Origin of the sequence: Myxococcus dinghuensis, assembly GCF_024198235.1 — a bacterium.
In the GTDB taxonomy this organism is placed as follows: Bacteria; Myxococcota; Myxococcia; order Myxococcales; family Myxococcaceae; genus Myxococcus; species Myxococcus dinghuensis.
In genome coordinates this window covers 103558-118420 of the sequence record NZ_JAKCFB010000003.1, presented here as the reverse complement: position 1 = coordinate 118420, position 14863 = coordinate 103558, and the positions used below count along the sequence as shown (strand labels likewise).

The window sequence follows — 14863 nt, the reverse complement described above, 5'->3', positions numbered from 1 at the left end:
AACGGGCCGCGCGGTCGCGGGAGGGTGTATGGGCGAGCTGCTGTCGGGGGACGAGGGGCGTTTCCGTACGCGGGGCGTGGGGACTCCTGGGGCGACGCACGCGCACGCGGACGCCGAGCCGCTGGGGCTCGACGAGCCGATGAGCGTGACGGAGGCGCTCGACGAGGACCTCGACGCGTACCTGGACCGCGAGCTGCGCATCGAGCCCCGGGAGGAGGACGTCACCCCGGACGGGGATGACTCCTCGCGCGAGCCGAGCGCCGGGATGCGCGCGTTGCTCGAGCTGGCGGAGGAGGAGACGCGGTGGCTGGGCGGGCTCCCCGCGCCCGGGGGGATGGAGCCTCCGGACGCAACGTCCCCCGTGGTGCTCCCCGCGTGGATGCGCGCGAACCCGCGTTTGCGCATCGCCATGCCCGTGCGCGCGCCGTGGGCTCATCCGGTCGATGACGTGGCGTCGGAGCGGGAGTCGCGTGGAGACGCGGCCGGCGCTTTCGACCACGGGGCCGACGCTCGGCCCGGGCTCAATCTCCAGCAGCAGCCGTGGGGGCTTCGCATGGGGCCTCCGATGCCCCTGGCGCCCGAGGTGTCGCGGGCGCGTCCCCAGCGGCGGTTCGACCTCATGTCCGGGATGCTGCTGGGCGTCGCGGCGGTGGGGGTGGTCGCGGCGGTGATTCTCGGTGTCCTGAGCCTGCGCATCCTGAAGTACGGCGGACCGGTGGCGCGCACGGGCTTCTCCGGTGCGGACCTGCACGGCGTGCCAGGAGGCGGAGGAGAGGCGCGGTCTCCGGTGGGCCCCACCGCGGGGTTGGGGCAGGAGCTCGCGCCGGTGAACGGCACGTCCTCGGGACAGGTGACGTCGCCGGGTGGGGAACCCGCGTCACCGCGAGGAGTGGTCCCCTCTCCCGGTGCATCGACGCAGGCGATGTCGTCGGGGGCAGGCCTCGCGTCGACGCCCGGTGCGCCGCCGTCGCAGGCGCAGCCGGCGCACGTCGGGACGGGGCTGTCGTCTCCGCCTGGCGCGTCGACTCCACCGTCGCTGGCGGTCTCTCGAGGCTCGCTGCTCCCCCTCGCGGGAGGCGTCAGTGTCCCGGGCGCGGAGGTGCGCGGCGCCGCGAACGGCCTTCACGCGGGCGGGACGGCGACGGGGGGCACCCAGTTGCCGCGCGCGGTCTCGGGGACACCTGGCGCGGAGCTGATGGCGCGCCGTGACACCCTGGCCGTGAAGAACGCCCCACGTCGCGCGCGAGACGTCTCCGAGCCCTCCGCCGCGCCACCGGCGGCGACCCCCGCCGCGCCGCCGGCGGTGCAGGAGCTGTCCTTCGACAGCGGCGAGGCCTCGGATGACGACACCGCGAGCGTCGCGACCGAGGCCGTGGAGGCCGCCGTCGAGACGGGGCCGGACGAGGAGTTCGCGCGTGAGCTGGGCTTCACGGAGGAGGCGGACGCCGCGCGCGCGGAGGAGGCCGCGCCCACGCGGACCGTCTACGTGCCCCCGGCGCTCGACGGAAAGGCGTCGCTGACGCCGGACGACGTGCGGCAGGTCGTCGTGGCCCACCAGCCCGCCATCACCGCGTGCATCCGTCGGCACGCCCAGGACACGAAGGGGGAAGAGGGCGGGCGCTTCACCGTGCGCTGGTCCGTGCTCCCGAGCGGCGAGACGACGGACGTCGCCATGGACACGGCGTCGCTGCGCTCCACGCCGCTCGCGGGTTGTATCGAGGGGGTGGTGCGCGGCTGGAAGTTCCCCGAGCACCACGTCCGGATGAGCGAGCCCATCCGCTTCCCGTTCGTCTTCTAGCCGGGCCGACGCTGGCCCTATGCTGTCCGCCGACGATGCGCGCCCCCCTCCCACCCGAGCCCGAAGCGGGCTCCGAACCCACCGAGGTGCACGTCTGTCACAACTGCCGCGTGCGCCTGGACCCGAGCCTGGGCGGCGTGGACCTGCCCCGGCGCATCCGCGAGGCCCTGCACAAGCGGGGGCTCGCCATCACCACCCGCGTGCTCTCCTCGGGGTGTCTCGGTGAGTGTCCCCGGGGCCTCGTCACGGTGCTGGTGATTCCACCCGGCGGCAGGGGGGCCCACGCGGAGCTCATCGACGCGGCGAAGGACGGCGAGGACCTCGCCGAGCTGCTCGGGCGGGAGGCCGCGCGAGCCGGGCGGCCTTGAGCAGGGCCTCCACCATGGGCACGCAGCTCGCCTTCCCCTGACCGGCGATGGCGTACGCGGTGCCGTGGTCGGGCGACGTGCGCGGCACCGGCAGCCCCAGCGTCACGTTGACGGTGCGCTCGAAGTCGAGCGCCTTCGCCGGGATGAGGCCCTGGTCGTGGTACATGGCCAGCACCGCGTCGTACGCCTTGCCCACCTCGTCCGGCCGGGCGAAGAGCCCGTCCGAGGGGAGGGGCCCGCGCGCATCCACCTTCGCCGCGCGCGCCTTGCGGATGGCGGGGCCAATCACCTCCACCTCCTCGCGGCCCAGGAGGCCCCCCTCGCCGGCGTGGGGGTTGAGCCCCAGCACGGCGATGCGCGGCCTGCGTCCCACCACGGGCGCGAGGCTGCGCGACAGGAGCTTGAGCTGCGCGGTGAGCCCCTCCACCGTGAGCAGCTTCGGCAGCGCGGCGAGCGGGACGTGGTTGGTCGCCAGCGCGATGCGCACGCGGGGCCCGTCCATCATCATCATCACCTCCACCCCGAAGGCGTCCGCGAGCACCTCCGTGTGGCCCATGAAGGGGATGCCCGCGCGGGAGATCTGCTCCTTCGACACGGGGGCGGTGCACAGCGCGTCCACGTGGCCCGCGCGCATGGCGTCGATGGCGGCCGTCACGTACGCGTACTGCGCCCTGCCGCCCGCGCGCGAGGGGCGACCCGGGACGCGGTCCTTCTCCGCGAGCCGGGACACCTCGACCCGGGTGGGCCCCTCCACGCGCGTCAGCGCGCCGGGCTCCACGCGGGCGTAGCGACGGAAGACGGGGAAGCGCTCCAGCGTGGGGCCGTCCCCGAAGACGACGGGGACGAGCGCGCGACGCACGGAGGGGAGGGCCAGGGCGGCGGCCGTCACTTCCGGCCCGATGCCCGACACATCTCCGAGGGAGATACCGACGAGGGGGAGGCTCACGGCGCCGGAGCATCCCCCCGTCCAGGCCGGACGGCTACATCTTCACGTCGACGTTGGCCTTCTGCCGCAGCTCCTGCACGTACTGCTCGAGGAACTTGTCCGTCTTCTCCGAGAGCAGCTTCGACTCCAGCTTCGGGCGCATCTCCTCGTAGGTCTCGGCGGCCACCGAGCGCTTCTCCTCCACCTTCAGCACGTGCCAGCCGAAGTTGGTGCGCACCGGCTCGCTCACGTCCCCCTCCTTGAGGGCGAAGGCGACCTTCTCGAACGCGGCCACCATGACGCCGCGCTTGAACCAGCCCAGGTCACCACCGTCGGACGCGCTGGGGCCCTCGCTGCGGGCGCGGGCCAGGGCGGAGAAGTCCATGCCCGGGCGCCGGGCCTCCTGGGCGATGCCCTCGGCCTTCTTGCGCGCGGCCTCCACCTGCTCCGGCGTGGCCTTCGGGTCCACCTGCACCAGGATGTGGCGGGCGTGGACCTCCGAGTCCTCGCTCTCCACGCGCGCGTACTGGTTGTAGGCGGCCTTCAGGTCCTCCTCGGTGATCTTCACCTTGGGGCCCACCTTCATGCGCAGCAGGCGGTCCCGGAGGATGCGCTTGCGCAGCATGTCCCGGTACGACTTCATCGTCAGGCCCTCGCTGACCAGGACCTGCTCGAACTGCGCGTCGTCGGTGATGTTGTTCTGCCGGCGCACGTCGGCCACCAGCTCGTCCACCTCACCCTCGGTGGCGGTGATGCCCATCTCCGTGATTTCGGACTCCATCAGCTTCTCGCCGATGAGGGTGTCCAGGGCCGTCTTCAGCAGCAGGGTGCGCTGCTCGGCGCGCTTGCGCGGGTCCGGGTCGTTGATGCGCGACAGCTCCGGCGCGGCGCGCTGCTGCACCTCCGACATCGCGATGATGTCGCGGTTCACCACCGCGGCCACCTTGTCCACCAGCTCCGCGTGCGCCGTCGAGGCGCCCGCCAGGAGCGCCGCCGAAGCGACGAATGCCACCAGCTTCTTCATTCCGTGCATCCTTCCGCACCACACCGGGCCCGTCCAACCCGAAGCCGGGCCCTCGATTCCGTCACTGCTTCGCCGCCTGCGCGGGCGCCGCGGGCTGTCCGCGGATGGCCTGCAGGGTGGGCTCGTTCACCTGGACCTGCGCCTTGTCCCGCAGCTCCTTCTCGAAGGCCTCCTGGGCCTCCGTCCGCTTCTGCTCCAGGAGCTTGGCCTCCACCCACTGCCGGGCCTCGCCCAGGTCCCGCTTCCGCGCGGCCTTGCGCTCCAACACCTTGAAGAGGTGGTAGCCGTACTCCGTGGACACCACGTCCGAAACCTGCCCGACCCCGAGCTTGAATACCACCTCGTCGAAGGCCGGCGGCATCTGTCCTCGGGGGAAGAAGCCCAGGTCGCCCCCCACCTTGGCGTCCGCGCTCAGCGAGTACCTGCGCGCCAGGTCCGAGAACTTCTTCCCCGTCTTGAGCTGCGCCTGCAGCCGCCGCGCCTCGTCCAGGCCCTTCACCACGATTTGCGCCGCGTGCACCTGCTCGGGCTCGTTCAGCTCCGCCTCGTGGACGGTGTAGTAGGCGCGCAGCTCCTCCTCCGTCACCGCCACGCGCGAGTAGACGTGGTTGGCGAAGAGCTTCTCGATGATGAGCCGGTTGGTCTCCCGCGCGCGCAGCTCCGCCATGGACAACTGGCCCTGGGCGAGCACCTCGTTGAAGTTGCCGGCCGGGTAGTCGCCCGACAGCCGCAGCACCCCCCGGTCGACCTCCTCCGGGGTGACGGTGATGTTGTTCTTCCGCGCCGCCTGCAGGAGCAGCATCCGGTGGATGGACGTGTCCAGCAGCGTGCGCTTGAAGGGCTCGATCTCCTCCGGCGTGCGCTGCGAGGCCTCCGTGGAGGCCAGCTCGCGGCCCAGCTCCTGCTCGAACTCCGCGCGGGAGAGCGCCTCGCCGTTCACCGAGGCCACCACGTTGGCGTCCACCTGCGTCTTGGGCGGCGTGTTGCAGGCGGAGCCCAGCGCCGCCAGGGCGCAGAGCAGGGACAGGAAGGGGGCGCGGGTGGGAGGAAGGCGCATGCGCGAGGTCCTGGGGGAAGGGTGGGGGCGACTCCCGAAGCTGTGGACGGGGGCCCGGGCAGGCAAGCGGGCCCTCATGGCGCGGGCACCATGCCCGGGAGCGGGCCCGAGGGGGGACGCATGGGCGCCTGGACGTCCACCGGCACCCGGGCCAGCGCGTCCGCGTCCACGGCGAGGGACCCCTGCTTCTCCACGCGCGCCAGGTACTCCGCCCACGCGCGCGAGCGCTTCTCGCCCTCCAGCCGCACGCGCAGCTCCTCGCGCACGTCGGCCAGCGAGAGGTCCAGGGCGGGCCTCCGCGCGCGCAGCTTCAGCACGTGGAAGCCCGCGGCGGTGCGCACCACGCCGCTGAGCGCGCCCTCCCCGGTCAGCGCGCGCGCCGCCGCGGCCACCTCCGGGCCGTGGTCGCGGGCGAGCGCGTCGTCGGACAGGAAGCGCAGGTCGCCATCCAGGGGCGCGGTGCGAGGCTCCTGGCTGTGCTCGCGCGCCAGCTTCCCGAAGCCCTCGAAGTCCATGGGGGGGAGCGCGTGTGCCCGCGCCAGCAGCGTCTCCGCCTGGGAGCGGGCCTCGGCCTCGCGGGCGGCGTCGCCCCGGGGCGCGGCGAGGAAGACGTGCGACAGGCGCACCGTCTCCGGGCGGACGAAGTCGTCGCGGCGCGCGGTGTAGGCCCGGGCGAGCTCGTCCTCGGTGACGCGGACGGGGGCCTGCTCCAGCCGGGCGCGCATCACCCGGGCCACCAGCGCGCGGCGCGTGGCCTCGATGACGTCCGGGTCGTCCTGGTAGCCCTGGGCGAGCGCGTCGCGCACCAGCAGGTCGAAGCGGGCCAGCGACTCCACGTACTCGCGGCGCGGGGCGGCGGCGACGTAGCGCTCGCGCAGCGCGGGGCTCATCTCCAGGAAGCGCCCGCCCAGCTCCTGGGCCGTGAGCGAGTCACCGGCCCAGCGCGCCACCGCCTGCCCGCCCTCGCCGCGCGTGTGGCGCAGGTCCATCACCACCTGGCCGGGGGCGACGTCCGCCGGGGCGCGGCCGCACGCGGCGGGCGCCAGCAGGGCGAGGGTGACGAGGCGGGGACTCAGGCTCATGGGGACAGGGGGCCTCCGGGTAGCACGGCGGGGGAGGTCGGACAACCCGGGCCGCCCGTCCCCTGTACGCCGGCTCACGGCCGGGTCGCGTGCGCGGACAGGAACGCCTCCACCAGGGGGAAGATTTCGTCCGGTGCCCGGCGGCCCAGGACCAGGTCCGCGTGGCCGTAGTCGGCCCCGAAGCCATGCCCCCGCCCGGCGACGAGGAACTTCACCGGGCCGCCCAGGTGCTCCTTCGCCCGCGCCACCGCCATGGGAGGGGCCAGCAGGTCCTTGCTGCCCGCGAGCAGGAGCATGGGCGTCTTCACGCCCGCCAGGGCCTCGCGGTAGTCGATGCCCCCGTCATACGAGGTGAAGCGGTTGGTGGAGATCCACCGCGCGAACTGCCGCGCCACGCCGCCGGAGATGTTGGCGGGGACGTTGGCCAGCGCGCGCCGCACCACGTCCGTCTCCATGTTCTCCGCCAGCATCATGTACCGGCTCAGCGGGCCCGGCGGCGCGCCCAACAGGGCGATGCTGGTGACGCGGCCGGTGGGGATGACCTTGAGCCGCAGGAGCGGCTCCATCTTCTGGATGAACGTGCGCAGCCCCGGCTGCACGGCGAAGGTGAAGGGGCTGCCCAGGATGGCGGCCGCCCGCACGGGGGCCTGGGGGTTCTTCGCCAGGTGGGCGTACAGCATGAGCCCGCCCTTGGAGTGTCCCACCCAGAACACCTCCTTGGCCCCGGTGGACGTCACGGTGCGCAACGCGGTGCGCACGTCGTGCTCCGCCTGTTCGTCGAAGGTGAAGTCCGAGCACTCGCCCGACAGGCCGCGGCCCCGCAGCTCCATCACCCACGTCTCGAAGCCCGCACGGGCCAGGTAGCGGGCCAGGCTGTAGTGCTCGTCGAAGTCCAGGTGGAAGCGGTTGGCCCCCAGGCCGTGGCACAGGATGACCGGCTCGGCGTGCCGCCGCTCGCCCCGGGCGTGGTAGCGGCCCAGGGCGATGGCCGCGCCGTCGTCCGTCGGGACCCGATACAGCTCGTCGGGGCGGAATGTCAGCGTCAGCAGGCCCTCCCGGCCCCGCGCCATCGTCCGCGAGAAGAGGTCCGCCATCCGCCCCAGCCGCGCCACCGGTCTGCGTGTCACCTCCCCATCCTAAGCCGGTCCCATCGGGGTTGCCTCGTTCAATGCTCGCCATGCACCCCTGGCGGCAGGGCGGTTGCAGGGATGTGTGGGCCTATCGGTCAGGAGGACACTGAATGCGGCAGGACAGGGCACTCGAGGAGGCTTGGTCATCCTTCATTGCCACCGTTTTTCCCACAGATACCCTCTTGCGGGCCTTGAGGGTCATGGAGCGACACCAGGTGGGGTTGGTGGGGGTGGTGGGTGAGCAGGGCGGGTTGCTGGGGTTGATCAGCGAGCAGCACATCCTGGCGGCGTGGGGGGTGGATCCGCTGGCGCCGGTGTCGGCGGTGATGGCGCGGGTGGGGCCGGCGGGCGCGAGGCGGCGGCTGGGCTCGCGGCTGTCGCCCCTGTGCCTGCGGGGGCGGGGGCGGCACTCCGCGAGGTGAGGCGCGGCCCGGGGGCGGGCGGTACAGTGCGCGGGCCGTGTCGGATGCCCCTGCCCGTTGGACCGTCTACATGCTGCGCTGTCGTGATGGCTCGCTGTACACCGGAGCCACCAACGACCTGGAGCGCCGGGTCGCCACCCATGGTCGGGGTCGCGGCGCCGCCTACACCCGGGCGCGACTGCCCGTCACCCTCGTCTGGAGCGAGGCGGCGGAGGACCGGAGCGCCGCGCTGCGCCGGGAGGCCGCCATCAAGCGGCTGACCCGCGCCGACAAGCTGCTGCTCGTCGCCGCCCTGGAACCCGGCACCCGACGCCGCGGTCGACGTTGACGTTCCCACGTCATACCGGCGCGCGGGGATGACCGTTGGTGGAAAACCCTTCGCGTCGCGAACTGACTTCCATCGTGGAATCGGACCGTGAATGCAGGGGGCGCCCGATACCTGGACCGAGGACGAGACGTTAGCGTGGAACCATCCTTCGCAGGGGGCAGTCCATGCTTCGGTCGCGTCCGGGAGTCTTCGCCGCACTGGTCATCTCCATCCTGGGTCCGGCGTGCGGCGCGGTGGTCAATCATCCTCCCGAGGTCAAGGCGGGACCTCGGACCAGCTCGCAGACGGTGCAGCCGGGGGACGTCGTCCAGCTCGTGCTGGAGGTCCAGGACCCGGACGGCGACGAGCTGGAGTTCCATTGGAGCCAGCTCCCCGCGGAGCCGGCGGGCCACTTCAGCGATTCGCGCACACGCGCGCCCACCTGGACGGCGCCCCAGGTCGACCGGCCGACGACGTTCCTGCTCCAGGTGAACGTGATGGACAACGAGGGCGGCGGGGTGCTCGGCAGCGCGCCCTCGGTCTACGTCCACGTGCCCTGAGCCGGGCGCGCTCAGGCCGGCGTCTGCGTGGCGCCGGACGGCGGGGCGGGCGGCCGGGCCTGGGCCTTCTTCTTCATGCGCAGGGTGAACACGACGCCCAGCGCCAGGAAGGCGGCGGCCCCGATGCCCGCGCCAATCACCTGCCAGGTGAGCAGCTGCGAGGTGACGTTGCGCACGACCTGCGGCAGGTTGCACATGGTCTGCGTGGCCAGCGGCGTCTCGTTGTACCAGCCGATGGCGTGAGGCCCCACCAGCGAGGCGACGACCGCCCCCAGCAGGGTCCCCACGAGCACGAAGTTCAGCAGCGTCTTGGCGGTGTTCATGCGGGTCTCCTCGGCTGGGGGACGTCGGGCCGTGCTTAATATGCGCACGGGGCCCTGGCCAAGCGTGGATCGTGCTAAGGGGGGGGCGTGCCGCTGCTCCCGCTCGCCATCCTGTCTGGCCTCGTCGCGCTGGTGTGCGCCGCCCTCCTCGTGCTCCATGCCTTCCGCCGGAGCGTGGGCACGGGGGTGATGGTGCTGCTCATCCCCTGCTACGTCTTCTTCTACGCCTTCAGCCAGTTCGAGCACCGTCGCAAGGGCCTCATCGTCGCCGGCTTCATGGCGTGCACCGTGTTGACCGCGGTATTCCTCGGCCTGGGCGCGCATGGGCTGGCGGTGTTGACGGCCCGGCCGCCGCCGGTCTTCTGACGCGAGCCGCGGGGGCTGCCCCGCACGAGCGCGCCACGCGCGCGGGGGGCTTGGGTGACGCGAGCGCTGGAGAGCATGGCGGCCCGTTGCTCCGGACACCCGGACGTCGTCGCGGTGGCGACCTGCGCGCGGTGCGGGGGCTTCCTGTGCGGGGATTGCGTGGAGCTGCTGGAGGAGGCGCCCTACTGCGGCGCGTGCGTGGCCGTCCTGACGCGGGACGAGCCGCCGTCCTGGGGCATCGCGGTGGCGCGCAAGCTGGGGATGCTGGGGATGATGGCCATCCCCTGCTCCCTCCTGGTGCCCGTCGTCCCGCTGGTGCTGGGCGGGACGTGCCTGCTGCTGGCCCGGCGGGAGCTGCGGCGCATCCGGGAGGGGGAGCGCTCGCGCGCGGGGCTCGACCTGGCGAAGGAGGCGTTGTCCATGGGCTGGCTCAACCTGGGCGTCCTGGCCTGCTCGGTCATCCTCTGGGGGGTGTTCGTGGGCCTCGCCCTGGTCTGAGCGGCGGCGCTCACACGCCCCGGGCGTTGGGGTCCCAGAGGTACTTGTGCATCTGGAGCTGGAAGCGCACGGGCAGCCGGTCCTCGACGGTCCACTCCGCCAGCTCGCGGGGGTGGAGCTTGTCGAAGATGGTGGAGAACAGCAGCGCGAAGGGCTTCTCCGCCAGCCGGTGCTCGGTGATGAGCGCGCGCGCCCAGTCGTAGTCCTCGCGCGAGCCGATGACGAACTTCATCTCGTCGCGCGCGTTCATGGACTCGAAGTTGCGGAAGTCGTTGCGGTCGCACTCGCCCGACGAGGGCGTCTTCATGTCCACGATTTTGTGGACGGCCGGCGGCACCAGGCGCACGTCGATGGCGCCGCTGGTCTCCAGCAGCACGGTGAGCCCCTGCGCGAGCAGCGCCTCCATGAGCGGATAGACGCCGGGCTGGAGCAGCGGCTCGCCGCCGGTGATTTCGACGCGGGGCGTGCGCTGGGCCAGCACCTGGGCCACGACGTCCGCGTTCTTCATGCGCGTGCCGCCGTGGAAGGCGAACTCGCTGTCGCAGTACGTGCAGCGCAGGTGGCAGCCGGTGAGGCGCACGAAGCCACACAGCAGGCCCGCGTGCGAGGACTCGCCCTGGAGGGAGAGGTAGATTTCCTTCACCACCACGGAGTCGGCGGCGGGGATTCGGCGGGGCTCGATGTGGGGACGCGCTGCGGGCATGGCTTCTTCGTGCGACAGGGGGACCGCCGCTTCAACCCCAGTCGGACCGGCGAGGTCAAGCAGGGAGCGCGCCTGGGGCACCGGGCGACCCAGTCCCTGGTCGCCCGGCTGGCCTCCGGCTCACGTCCCGGTGGGGGGCGGCGGCGCGGGTCGGGGGGCGTCCTCGGACGTGGACGCGCGGTGATGGTGGACGGGGCAGGTCTTGGGGAAGGTGCCCAGCTTCTCCACGTCGTAGCCCTGGGGGTAGGAGCGGACGTTGGGCAGGTTGCGGCCGTAGAGCGGCGCGTCGCGCGGGGACAGGAAGTAGCGCACGAACTGGCCGCGCAGCTTGAGCGCGGAGCGGAACACGGTCCGGCTGAGGGAGGAGGGGCGCTCGTAGCGGAACGCGTCGAGGAGCGGGTCCTCCATCAGCGTGCGCGCGAACAACCTCACCAGCCGCTTGGGCGCGCGGTTCGTGGGGGTGAAGGTGGTGAGCAGCTCCAGCGTGGCGTCCGCCACCGCCCGCGCGCGTTCGTCATAGGCGAAGTGGCGCGCCTCGTAGTCGTCCATGAACGTGGTGAACGCCTCGTACGTCTCCAGGATGTCGCGGATGCCCATGTGGCGGCCCACGTCCCGGTAGTAGTTCGTCCAGGCCTCCACCTCGTGCGGCGTGAGGGCGCGCCAGCCGTACTGCGCGAGCCACCGCACGGGCGTCACCACGAAGGTGGCGAGCACGTAGCGCATGTCGTCGTTGGAGATGTCGTAGGCGCCGTGCATCTGGTTCATGCGCCGGAAGGCGGCCCGCCCGGGTTGGCTGGTGATGCCGTGCTCGAGGATGGTGTCGAGGATGAGCACGGTGTCGTCGTAGCGCTTCTGGGTGCGCGCGGCGAACTCACCTGTCTCGTGCAGGAGCACGCCGATGCTCGGCACCGCGTAGGTGCGGAACAGGGCGAAGCTGAGCGCTTGATTGATGTCCCAGGGGAACTCCTGGGTGGCGAGGATGCGGACAATCTCCTCGTGCTGCGTCTGTGCGTCGAGGCGGTCGGTACGGTCGCGGAGCGAGAAGCGGTTCATCCGGCACCCTCCTGCTGAACGAGTTCGACGCCCCGCACCATAGCGCAGGTCGCGCCGCGGTGCGGCGAGGGGCTTCGTTCAGCCCCTGTGCGGGCTGCCCTTCACCCGCTCGACGAACGCGTCGATGAGGTGCCGGGCGATGCTCAGCCGGGGTGGGATGGGCGGCAGGGTGTCCGGGTGGAACCAGTTGGCCTCGACGATCTCCTTCCCGTCCACGCGGATGTCGCCGCCCGCGTACTCGGCGGTGAAGCCCACCATGAGCGACCGCCCGAAGGGCCAGGGCTGCGAGCCGAAGTAGCGGATGTTCTTCACGTCGACGGCGACCTCCTCCTTCACCTCGCGGGTGACGCACTCCTCCAGGGACTCCCCGGCGTCGACGAAGCCGGCGAGGGTGCTGAACATGGGCATGGGGAGGGTGGCGTTGCGCGCCAGCAGCATCGTGTCGCCGCGCGTGACGAGGACGATCATCGCCGGGGAGATGCGCGGGTAGAACGGCGTGTGGTCCACGGGGCAGCGGCGGGCGCGCTCGCCGGGGACCCGCTGCGTGGGCTGGCCGCAGCGGCCGCAGAAGCGGTGGGTGACGTCCCACTCGGCGATGGCGAGCGCGCGTCCGGCGATGGCGAAGCGCGTCTCGTCCAGCCGGTTGTAGAGGGTGCGCGCGGCCACCAGCTTCCCGCCCTCGGGTGGGACGAAGCCCTCGGGCGGAAGGGGGGCGACGTAGCAGTCCGTTCCCTCCAGCGCGCCCAGGTAGTGGGCCTGGGCGGCGAGCTCCGGGAAGGCCGCGCCGGTGGGCAGCGTGATGGCGCCGTCACGCTCCAGCACGAGCAGCTCCAGGCCGCGCGCGAGGAAGAGGAGGGCGCCGTCGCGGGGACGGTCGGGGGGCTCGTGGCTGGGGGCGAAGTGGGGGGCGGGGCTCACGCGGCCACCTTAACGGCCCTCGCGTGTGGGCGCAGTCCTCCTTTGGTCAGGGAGGTGGTGACGGGGGGGAGGGGGCCCTCCAGCGCCCAACGGGCGAGCGCGTCCTTTCGCGCGAACCACACGCCCGGCTGCTTCTTCGCGTAGGTGATGAACTCCTCCAGCACCCGCGCGCGGCCGGGGCGTCCGGCGATGCGGTCGTGCACGCTGATGGACATCATGCGCCGTCGCGTGGCGGCCTCCGCGTCGAGGGCGTCGAACTCCAGGCGCAGCTCCCGGGCGAACGGGTCCGCGCCGTCGTGGCGCTCCTCGTACTCGTAGAAGACGATGTCGTCGAGCCCCGGCGTGTAGGGCACCACGACGAAGGACGGGGCTCCTCGGGTGGGGACGGGGACTTCAGCGGGCGCGGCGGCCGGCGAGCAGGCCGTCGACGGTGAACCGCGCGTCGGACGCGCGAGCGAGCAGGGCGGAGTAGGCGAGCGCGTAGATGAGCTGGAGGCCCACGGTGTTCCACTGCTGCCGCAGCGACTCGCCGAAGGTGAGCATCGCGATGAGGACCCCGCCCGCCACCAGCGCCAGCCGCAGCTTCAGGCCGAGCAGGATGAGCAGCCCCACGGCCAGCTCGGCGAAGGGGAGCACGAGGGCGAAGGGGCGCACGCTCCACTCGGGCAGGGGCGTGCTCGCGAAGCCCTGGACGATGCCGTCCGCGAAGGCGCCGGGCGCGCCCACGCGCACCAGGCCGTGCACCAGGATGTTGAGGCCCACCACGAGGCGCAGCACGCCGTGCGCGAGCTGCCGGTCCTCGAGCGGGGCCACGCGGGCGGTCGAGCCCTCCTCGACGGGCTTGGATGGGGTCTGCATGTCTTCCTCCCTGCTCGCCACGGCGAGCGCAGGTCCGGCGCGGGGAGCGCGCCTTCACGGATTCCTGAATGCGCCGGGGAGGGCGCCTTGAACAGGCGCGCTGGATGCACGACATTCGTGCTGGAGGAGCACGAATCATGGCGGGACGGGACCGCTTCGAGTCGCTGAGGACCTTCGTGGAGGTGGCGCGCGCGGGCAGCCTCGCGGCCGCGGCGCGGGTGTTGCGTCGCGCGCCGTCCGTGGTGAGCCGGGAGCTGGGCGCGCTGGAGGCGCGGTTGGGCACGGAGCTGATGCAGCGCACGACGCGGCGGCTCCAGCTCACCGCGGCCGGGGAGCGCTACCTGACGCACGCGCGCGGCATCCTGGAGGCGCTCGACGAGGCGGAGCGGGACCTCGCGGAGCAGGGCGTCCCCCGGGGCGTGCTGCGCGTGTCCGCGCCGCTGCTCTTCGGCCAGCACGTCATGGTGCCCCTGGTGGACGACTTCCTGGGGGCCTACCCGTCGGTGGGCGTGGAGCTGGTGCTGGAGGACGCGCTGGTGGACCTGGTGCAGGGCGGCGTGGACGTGGCGCTGCGCATCGCGCCCCGGCTGGAGTCGAGCGCGCTGGTGATGCGCAGGCTCGGGGTGCAGTCCTATGTGCTGTGCGCCAGCCCCGCATACCTGCGCGAACAGGGCGTGCCCCGCCGCGCCCGGGACCTGGGCGCGCACGAGGTGCTGGTGCCCATGCGAGGGCCGGCGGCGCGGCCCCTGGAGCTGCACCACGCGGGGCGGACGCAGGAGGTGCGGCTGTCGAAGAGCCGCTTCCGCACCAACAGCGTGCCCGCGATTCATGGGGCGGCGCTGCGGGGGCTCGGCGTGGCGGAGCTGCCGGAGTACCTCGTCGCCCCCGACCTGGCGTCCGGCGCGCTGGTGCGGGTGCTGGCGCCCCTGCGGCCGGTGCCGCGCCACGTCTCCGCGGTGTACCTGCGCCGCACCGCCATGCCGGCGCACGTGCGCGCCTTCCTCGACTTCCTGGCGCCCCGGGTCGCGGAGCGCTTCACCGCCGAGGAAGGCGGGTGACGGCGCCGCTCAGAGGGTCGACTGCTCGATGAGCTCGACGCGGTAGCCGTCCGGGTCCTCGACGAAGGCGATGACGGTGGTGCCGTGCTTCATCGGCCCCGGCTCGCGCACGACCTTGCCGCCCGCCTGGCGGATGGCGTCGCACGTCGCGCGGATGTCCTTCACGCCCAGGGCCACGTGGCCGTACGCGGTGCCCAGCTCGTACTTCTCGACCCCCCAGTTGTGGGTCAGCTCCAGCGCGGGGTGCGTGTCCTCGGGGCCGAAGCCCACGAAGGCCAGGGTGAACTTGCCGTCCGGATAGTCGTGGCGGCGCAGGAGCTTCATGCCGATGACCCGGGTGTAGAAGTCGAGCGACTTCTCCAGGTCGCCCACGCGCAGCATGGTGTGAAGGATTCGCATGTCGCGCTTCATAA

The 14863-nt window shown here is 72.6% G+C and carries 20 protein-coding genes; 8 read left to right on the top strand and 12 right to left on the bottom strand.

Features of this window, described 5'->3' with window-relative positions; translation table 11 throughout:
- Positions 1 to 28 precede the first annotated feature (28 nt).
- Together LZ198_RS05425 and LZ198_RS05420 are read left to right on the top strand one after the other, a co-directional pair.
- Positions 29 to 1798: an AgmX/PglI C-terminal domain-containing protein gene (locus tag LZ198_RS05425; protein WP_253970804.1), complete on the top strand. Its 1770-nt coding sequence runs from the start codon at positions 29 to 31 to the stop codon at positions 1796 to 1798.
- Positions 1799 to 1833: 35 nt separating this feature from the next.
- Positions 1834 to 2166, top strand: a complete 333-nt coding sequence (locus LZ198_RS05420) for a (2Fe-2S) ferredoxin domain-containing protein (RefSeq protein ID WP_253970803.1) — start codon at positions 1834 to 1836, stop codon at positions 2164 to 2166.
- On the opposite strand, the gene pdxA is transcribed toward LZ198_RS05420, so the two are convergent.
- From pdxA to LZ198_RS05395, 5 genes are all read right to left on the bottom strand, one after another.
- Positions 2090 to 3112 carry a 4-hydroxythreonine-4-phosphate dehydrogenase PdxA gene (pdxA, locus tag LZ198_RS05415; RefSeq protein WP_253970802.1) on the bottom strand — a complete coding sequence of 341 codons (1023 nt, stop codon included), beginning with the start codon at positions 3110 to 3112 and terminating at the stop codon, positions 2090 to 2092. The genes LZ198_RS05420 and pdxA overlap by 77 nt on opposite strands.
- A gap of 34 nt (positions 3113 to 3146) precedes the next feature.
- Positions 3147 to 4115, bottom strand: a complete 969-nt coding sequence (locus LZ198_RS05410) for a peptidylprolyl isomerase (protein ID WP_253970801.1) — start codon at positions 4113 to 4115, stop codon at positions 3147 to 3149.
- A gap of 61 nt (positions 4116 to 4176) precedes the next feature.
- Positions 4177 to 5172 (bottom strand): peptidylprolyl isomerase, encoded by a 996-nt coding sequence (locus LZ198_RS05405; protein ID WP_253970800.1) that lies wholly within the window; start codon positions 5170 to 5172, stop codon positions 4177 to 4179.
- A gap of 74 nt (positions 5173 to 5246) precedes the next feature.
- Positions 5247 to 6254, bottom strand: a complete 1008-nt coding sequence (locus tag LZ198_RS05400) for a peptidylprolyl isomerase (RefSeq protein WP_253970799.1) — start codon at positions 6252 to 6254, stop codon at positions 5247 to 5249.
- A 74-nt stretch (positions 6255 to 6328) separates the two neighbouring features.
- A complete protein-coding gene (locus LZ198_RS05395) occupies positions 6329 to 7348 on the bottom strand; it encodes an alpha/beta fold hydrolase (RefSeq protein ID WP_253971098.1) in 1020 nt (339 codons plus the stop codon).
- A gap of 146 nt (positions 7349 to 7494) precedes the next feature.
- Between LZ198_RS05395 and LZ198_RS05390 the strand changes: the two genes are divergently transcribed.
- From LZ198_RS05390 to LZ198_RS05380, 3 genes are all read left to right on the top strand, one after another.
- The gene (locus LZ198_RS05390; RefSeq protein ID WP_256559284.1) at positions 7495 to 7806 is read left to right on the top strand and encodes a CBS domain-containing protein; all 312 of its coding nucleotides are present in this window, start codon (positions 7495 to 7497) and stop codon (positions 7804 to 7806) included.
- A 70-nt stretch (positions 7807 to 7876) separates the two neighbouring features.
- Positions 7877 to 8134, top strand: a complete 258-nt coding sequence (locus LZ198_RS05385) for a GIY-YIG nuclease family protein (protein ID WP_253970797.1) — start codon at positions 7877 to 7879, stop codon at positions 8132 to 8134.
- 164 nt (positions 8135 to 8298) lie between these two features.
- A complete protein-coding gene (locus LZ198_RS05380; protein WP_253970796.1) occupies positions 8299 to 8673 on the top strand; it encodes a hypothetical protein in 375 nt (124 codons plus the stop codon).
- Positions 8674 to 8684: 11 nt separating this feature from the next.
- Here the strand turns inward: LZ198_RS05380 and LZ198_RS05375 are convergent, their stop codons facing one another.
- Complete coding sequence (locus tag LZ198_RS05375) at positions 8685 to 8996, bottom strand: hypothetical protein (protein WP_253970795.1); 312 nt, start codon at positions 8994 to 8996, stop codon at positions 8685 to 8687.
- An 87-nt stretch (positions 8997 to 9083) separates the two neighbouring features.
- On the opposite strand from LZ198_RS05375, the gene LZ198_RS05370 reads away from it, so the two are divergent.
- The gene (locus LZ198_RS05370) at positions 9084 to 9362 is read left to right on the top strand and encodes a hypothetical protein (protein ID WP_253970794.1); all 279 of its coding nucleotides are present in this window, start codon (positions 9084 to 9086) and stop codon (positions 9360 to 9362) included.
- A 75-nt stretch (positions 9363 to 9437) separates the two neighbouring features.
- Positions 9438 to 9860: a hypothetical protein gene (locus LZ198_RS05365; RefSeq protein ID WP_253970793.1), complete on the top strand. Its 423-nt coding sequence runs from the start codon at positions 9438 to 9440 to the stop codon at positions 9858 to 9860.
- A 10-nt stretch (positions 9861 to 9870) separates the two neighbouring features.
- Here LZ198_RS05365 and LZ198_RS05360 read toward each other — a convergent pair whose 3' ends face one another.
- From LZ198_RS05360 to LZ198_RS05340, 5 genes are all read right to left on the bottom strand, one after another.
- Positions 9871 to 10563: a radical SAM protein gene (locus LZ198_RS05360; RefSeq protein ID WP_253970792.1), complete on the bottom strand. Its 693-nt coding sequence runs from the start codon at positions 10561 to 10563 to the stop codon at positions 9871 to 9873.
- A gap of 120 nt (positions 10564 to 10683) precedes the next feature.
- A complete protein-coding gene (locus tag LZ198_RS05355) occupies positions 10684 to 11616 on the bottom strand; it encodes an oxygenase MpaB family protein (RefSeq protein ID WP_253970791.1) in 933 nt (310 codons plus the stop codon).
- 78 nt (positions 11617 to 11694) lie between these two features.
- A complete protein-coding gene (gene nudC / locus LZ198_RS05350; protein WP_253970790.1) occupies positions 11695 to 12534 on the bottom strand; it encodes an NAD(+) diphosphatase in 840 nt (279 codons plus the stop codon).
- Entirely contained in the window at positions 12531 to 12890 is a 360-nt protein-coding gene (locus LZ198_RS05345; protein ID WP_253970789.1) for a polysaccharide deacetylase family protein, read from the bottom strand. The genes nudC and LZ198_RS05345 overlap by 4 nt, the downstream gene beginning before the upstream one ends.
- A gap of 37 nt (positions 12891 to 12927) precedes the next feature.
- Positions 12928 to 13392, bottom strand: coding sequence for a MauE/DoxX family redox-associated membrane protein (locus tag LZ198_RS05340; protein ID WP_253970788.1), 465 nt, complete (start codon positions 13390 to 13392; stop codon positions 12928 to 12930).
- A gap of 137 nt (positions 13393 to 13529) precedes the next feature.
- Between LZ198_RS05340 and LZ198_RS05335 the strand changes: the two genes are divergently transcribed.
- Positions 13530 to 14450, top strand: a complete 921-nt coding sequence (locus tag LZ198_RS05335) for a LysR family transcriptional regulator (protein ID WP_253970787.1) — start codon at positions 13530 to 13532, stop codon at positions 14448 to 14450.
- A 9-nt stretch (positions 14451 to 14459) separates the two neighbouring features.
- Here LZ198_RS05335 and gloA read toward each other — a convergent pair whose 3' ends face one another.
- Complete coding sequence (gloA, locus tag LZ198_RS05330; protein ID WP_253970786.1) at positions 14460 to 14849, bottom strand: lactoylglutathione lyase; 390 nt, start codon at positions 14847 to 14849, stop codon at positions 14460 to 14462.
- Between the last annotated feature and the right edge of the window lie 14 nt (positions 14850 to 14863).

Coding starts and splice junctions, on each gene's coding strand:
- LZ198_RS05425 (WP_253970804.1), top strand. CDS start 29: ATGGGCGAGCTGCTGTCGGGGGACGAGGGGCGTTTCCGTACGCGGGGC.
- LZ198_RS05420 (WP_253970803.1), top strand. CDS start 1,834: ATGCGCGCCCCCCTCCCACCCGAGCCCGAAGCGGGCTCCGAACCCACC.
- LZ198_RS05410 (WP_253970801.1), bottom strand. CDS start 4,115: ATGAAGAAGCTGGTGGCATTCGTCGCTTCGGCGGCGCTCCTGGCGGGC.
- LZ198_RS05405 (WP_253970800.1), bottom strand. CDS start 5,172: ATGCGCCTTCCTCCCACCCGCGCCCCCTTCCTGTCCCTGCTCTGCGCC.
- LZ198_RS05400 (WP_253970799.1), bottom strand. CDS start 6,254: ATGAGCCTGAGTCCCCGCCTCGTCACCCTCGCCCTGCTGGCGCCCGCC.
- LZ198_RS05395 (WP_253971098.1), bottom strand. CDS start 7,348: ATGGCGGACCTCTTCTCGCGGACGATGGCGCGGGGCCGGGAGGGCCTG.
- LZ198_RS05390 (WP_256559284.1), top strand. CDS start 7,495: ATGCGGCAGGACAGGGCACTCGAGGAGGCTTGGTCATCCTTCATTGCC.
- LZ198_RS05385 (WP_253970797.1), top strand. CDS start 7,877: ATGCTGCGCTGTCGTGATGGCTCGCTGTACACCGGAGCCACCAACGAC.
- LZ198_RS05380 (WP_253970796.1), top strand. CDS start 8,299: ATGCTTCGGTCGCGTCCGGGAGTCTTCGCCGCACTGGTCATCTCCATC.
- LZ198_RS05375 (WP_253970795.1), bottom strand. CDS start 8,996: ATGAACACCGCCAAGACGCTGCTGAACTTCGTGCTCGTGGGGACCCTG.
- LZ198_RS05365 (WP_253970793.1), top strand. CDS start 9,438: ATGGCGGCCCGTTGCTCCGGACACCCGGACGTCGTCGCGGTGGCGACC.
- LZ198_RS05360 (WP_253970792.1), bottom strand. CDS start 10,563: ATGCCCGCAGCGCGTCCCCACATCGAGCCCCGCCGAATCCCCGCCGCC.
- LZ198_RS05355 (WP_253970791.1), bottom strand. CDS start 11,616: ATGAACCGCTTCTCGCTCCGCGACCGTACCGACCGCCTCGACGCACAG.
- LZ198_RS05340 (WP_253970788.1), bottom strand. CDS start 13,392: ATGCAGACCCCATCCAAGCCCGTCGAGGAGGGCTCGACCGCCCGCGTG.
- LZ198_RS05335 (WP_253970787.1), top strand. CDS start 13,530: ATGGCGGGACGGGACCGCTTCGAGTCGCTGAGGACCTTCGTGGAGGTG.
- gloA (WP_253970786.1), bottom strand. CDS start 14,849: ATGCGAATCCTTCACACCATGCTGCGCGTGGGCGACCTGGAGAAGTCG.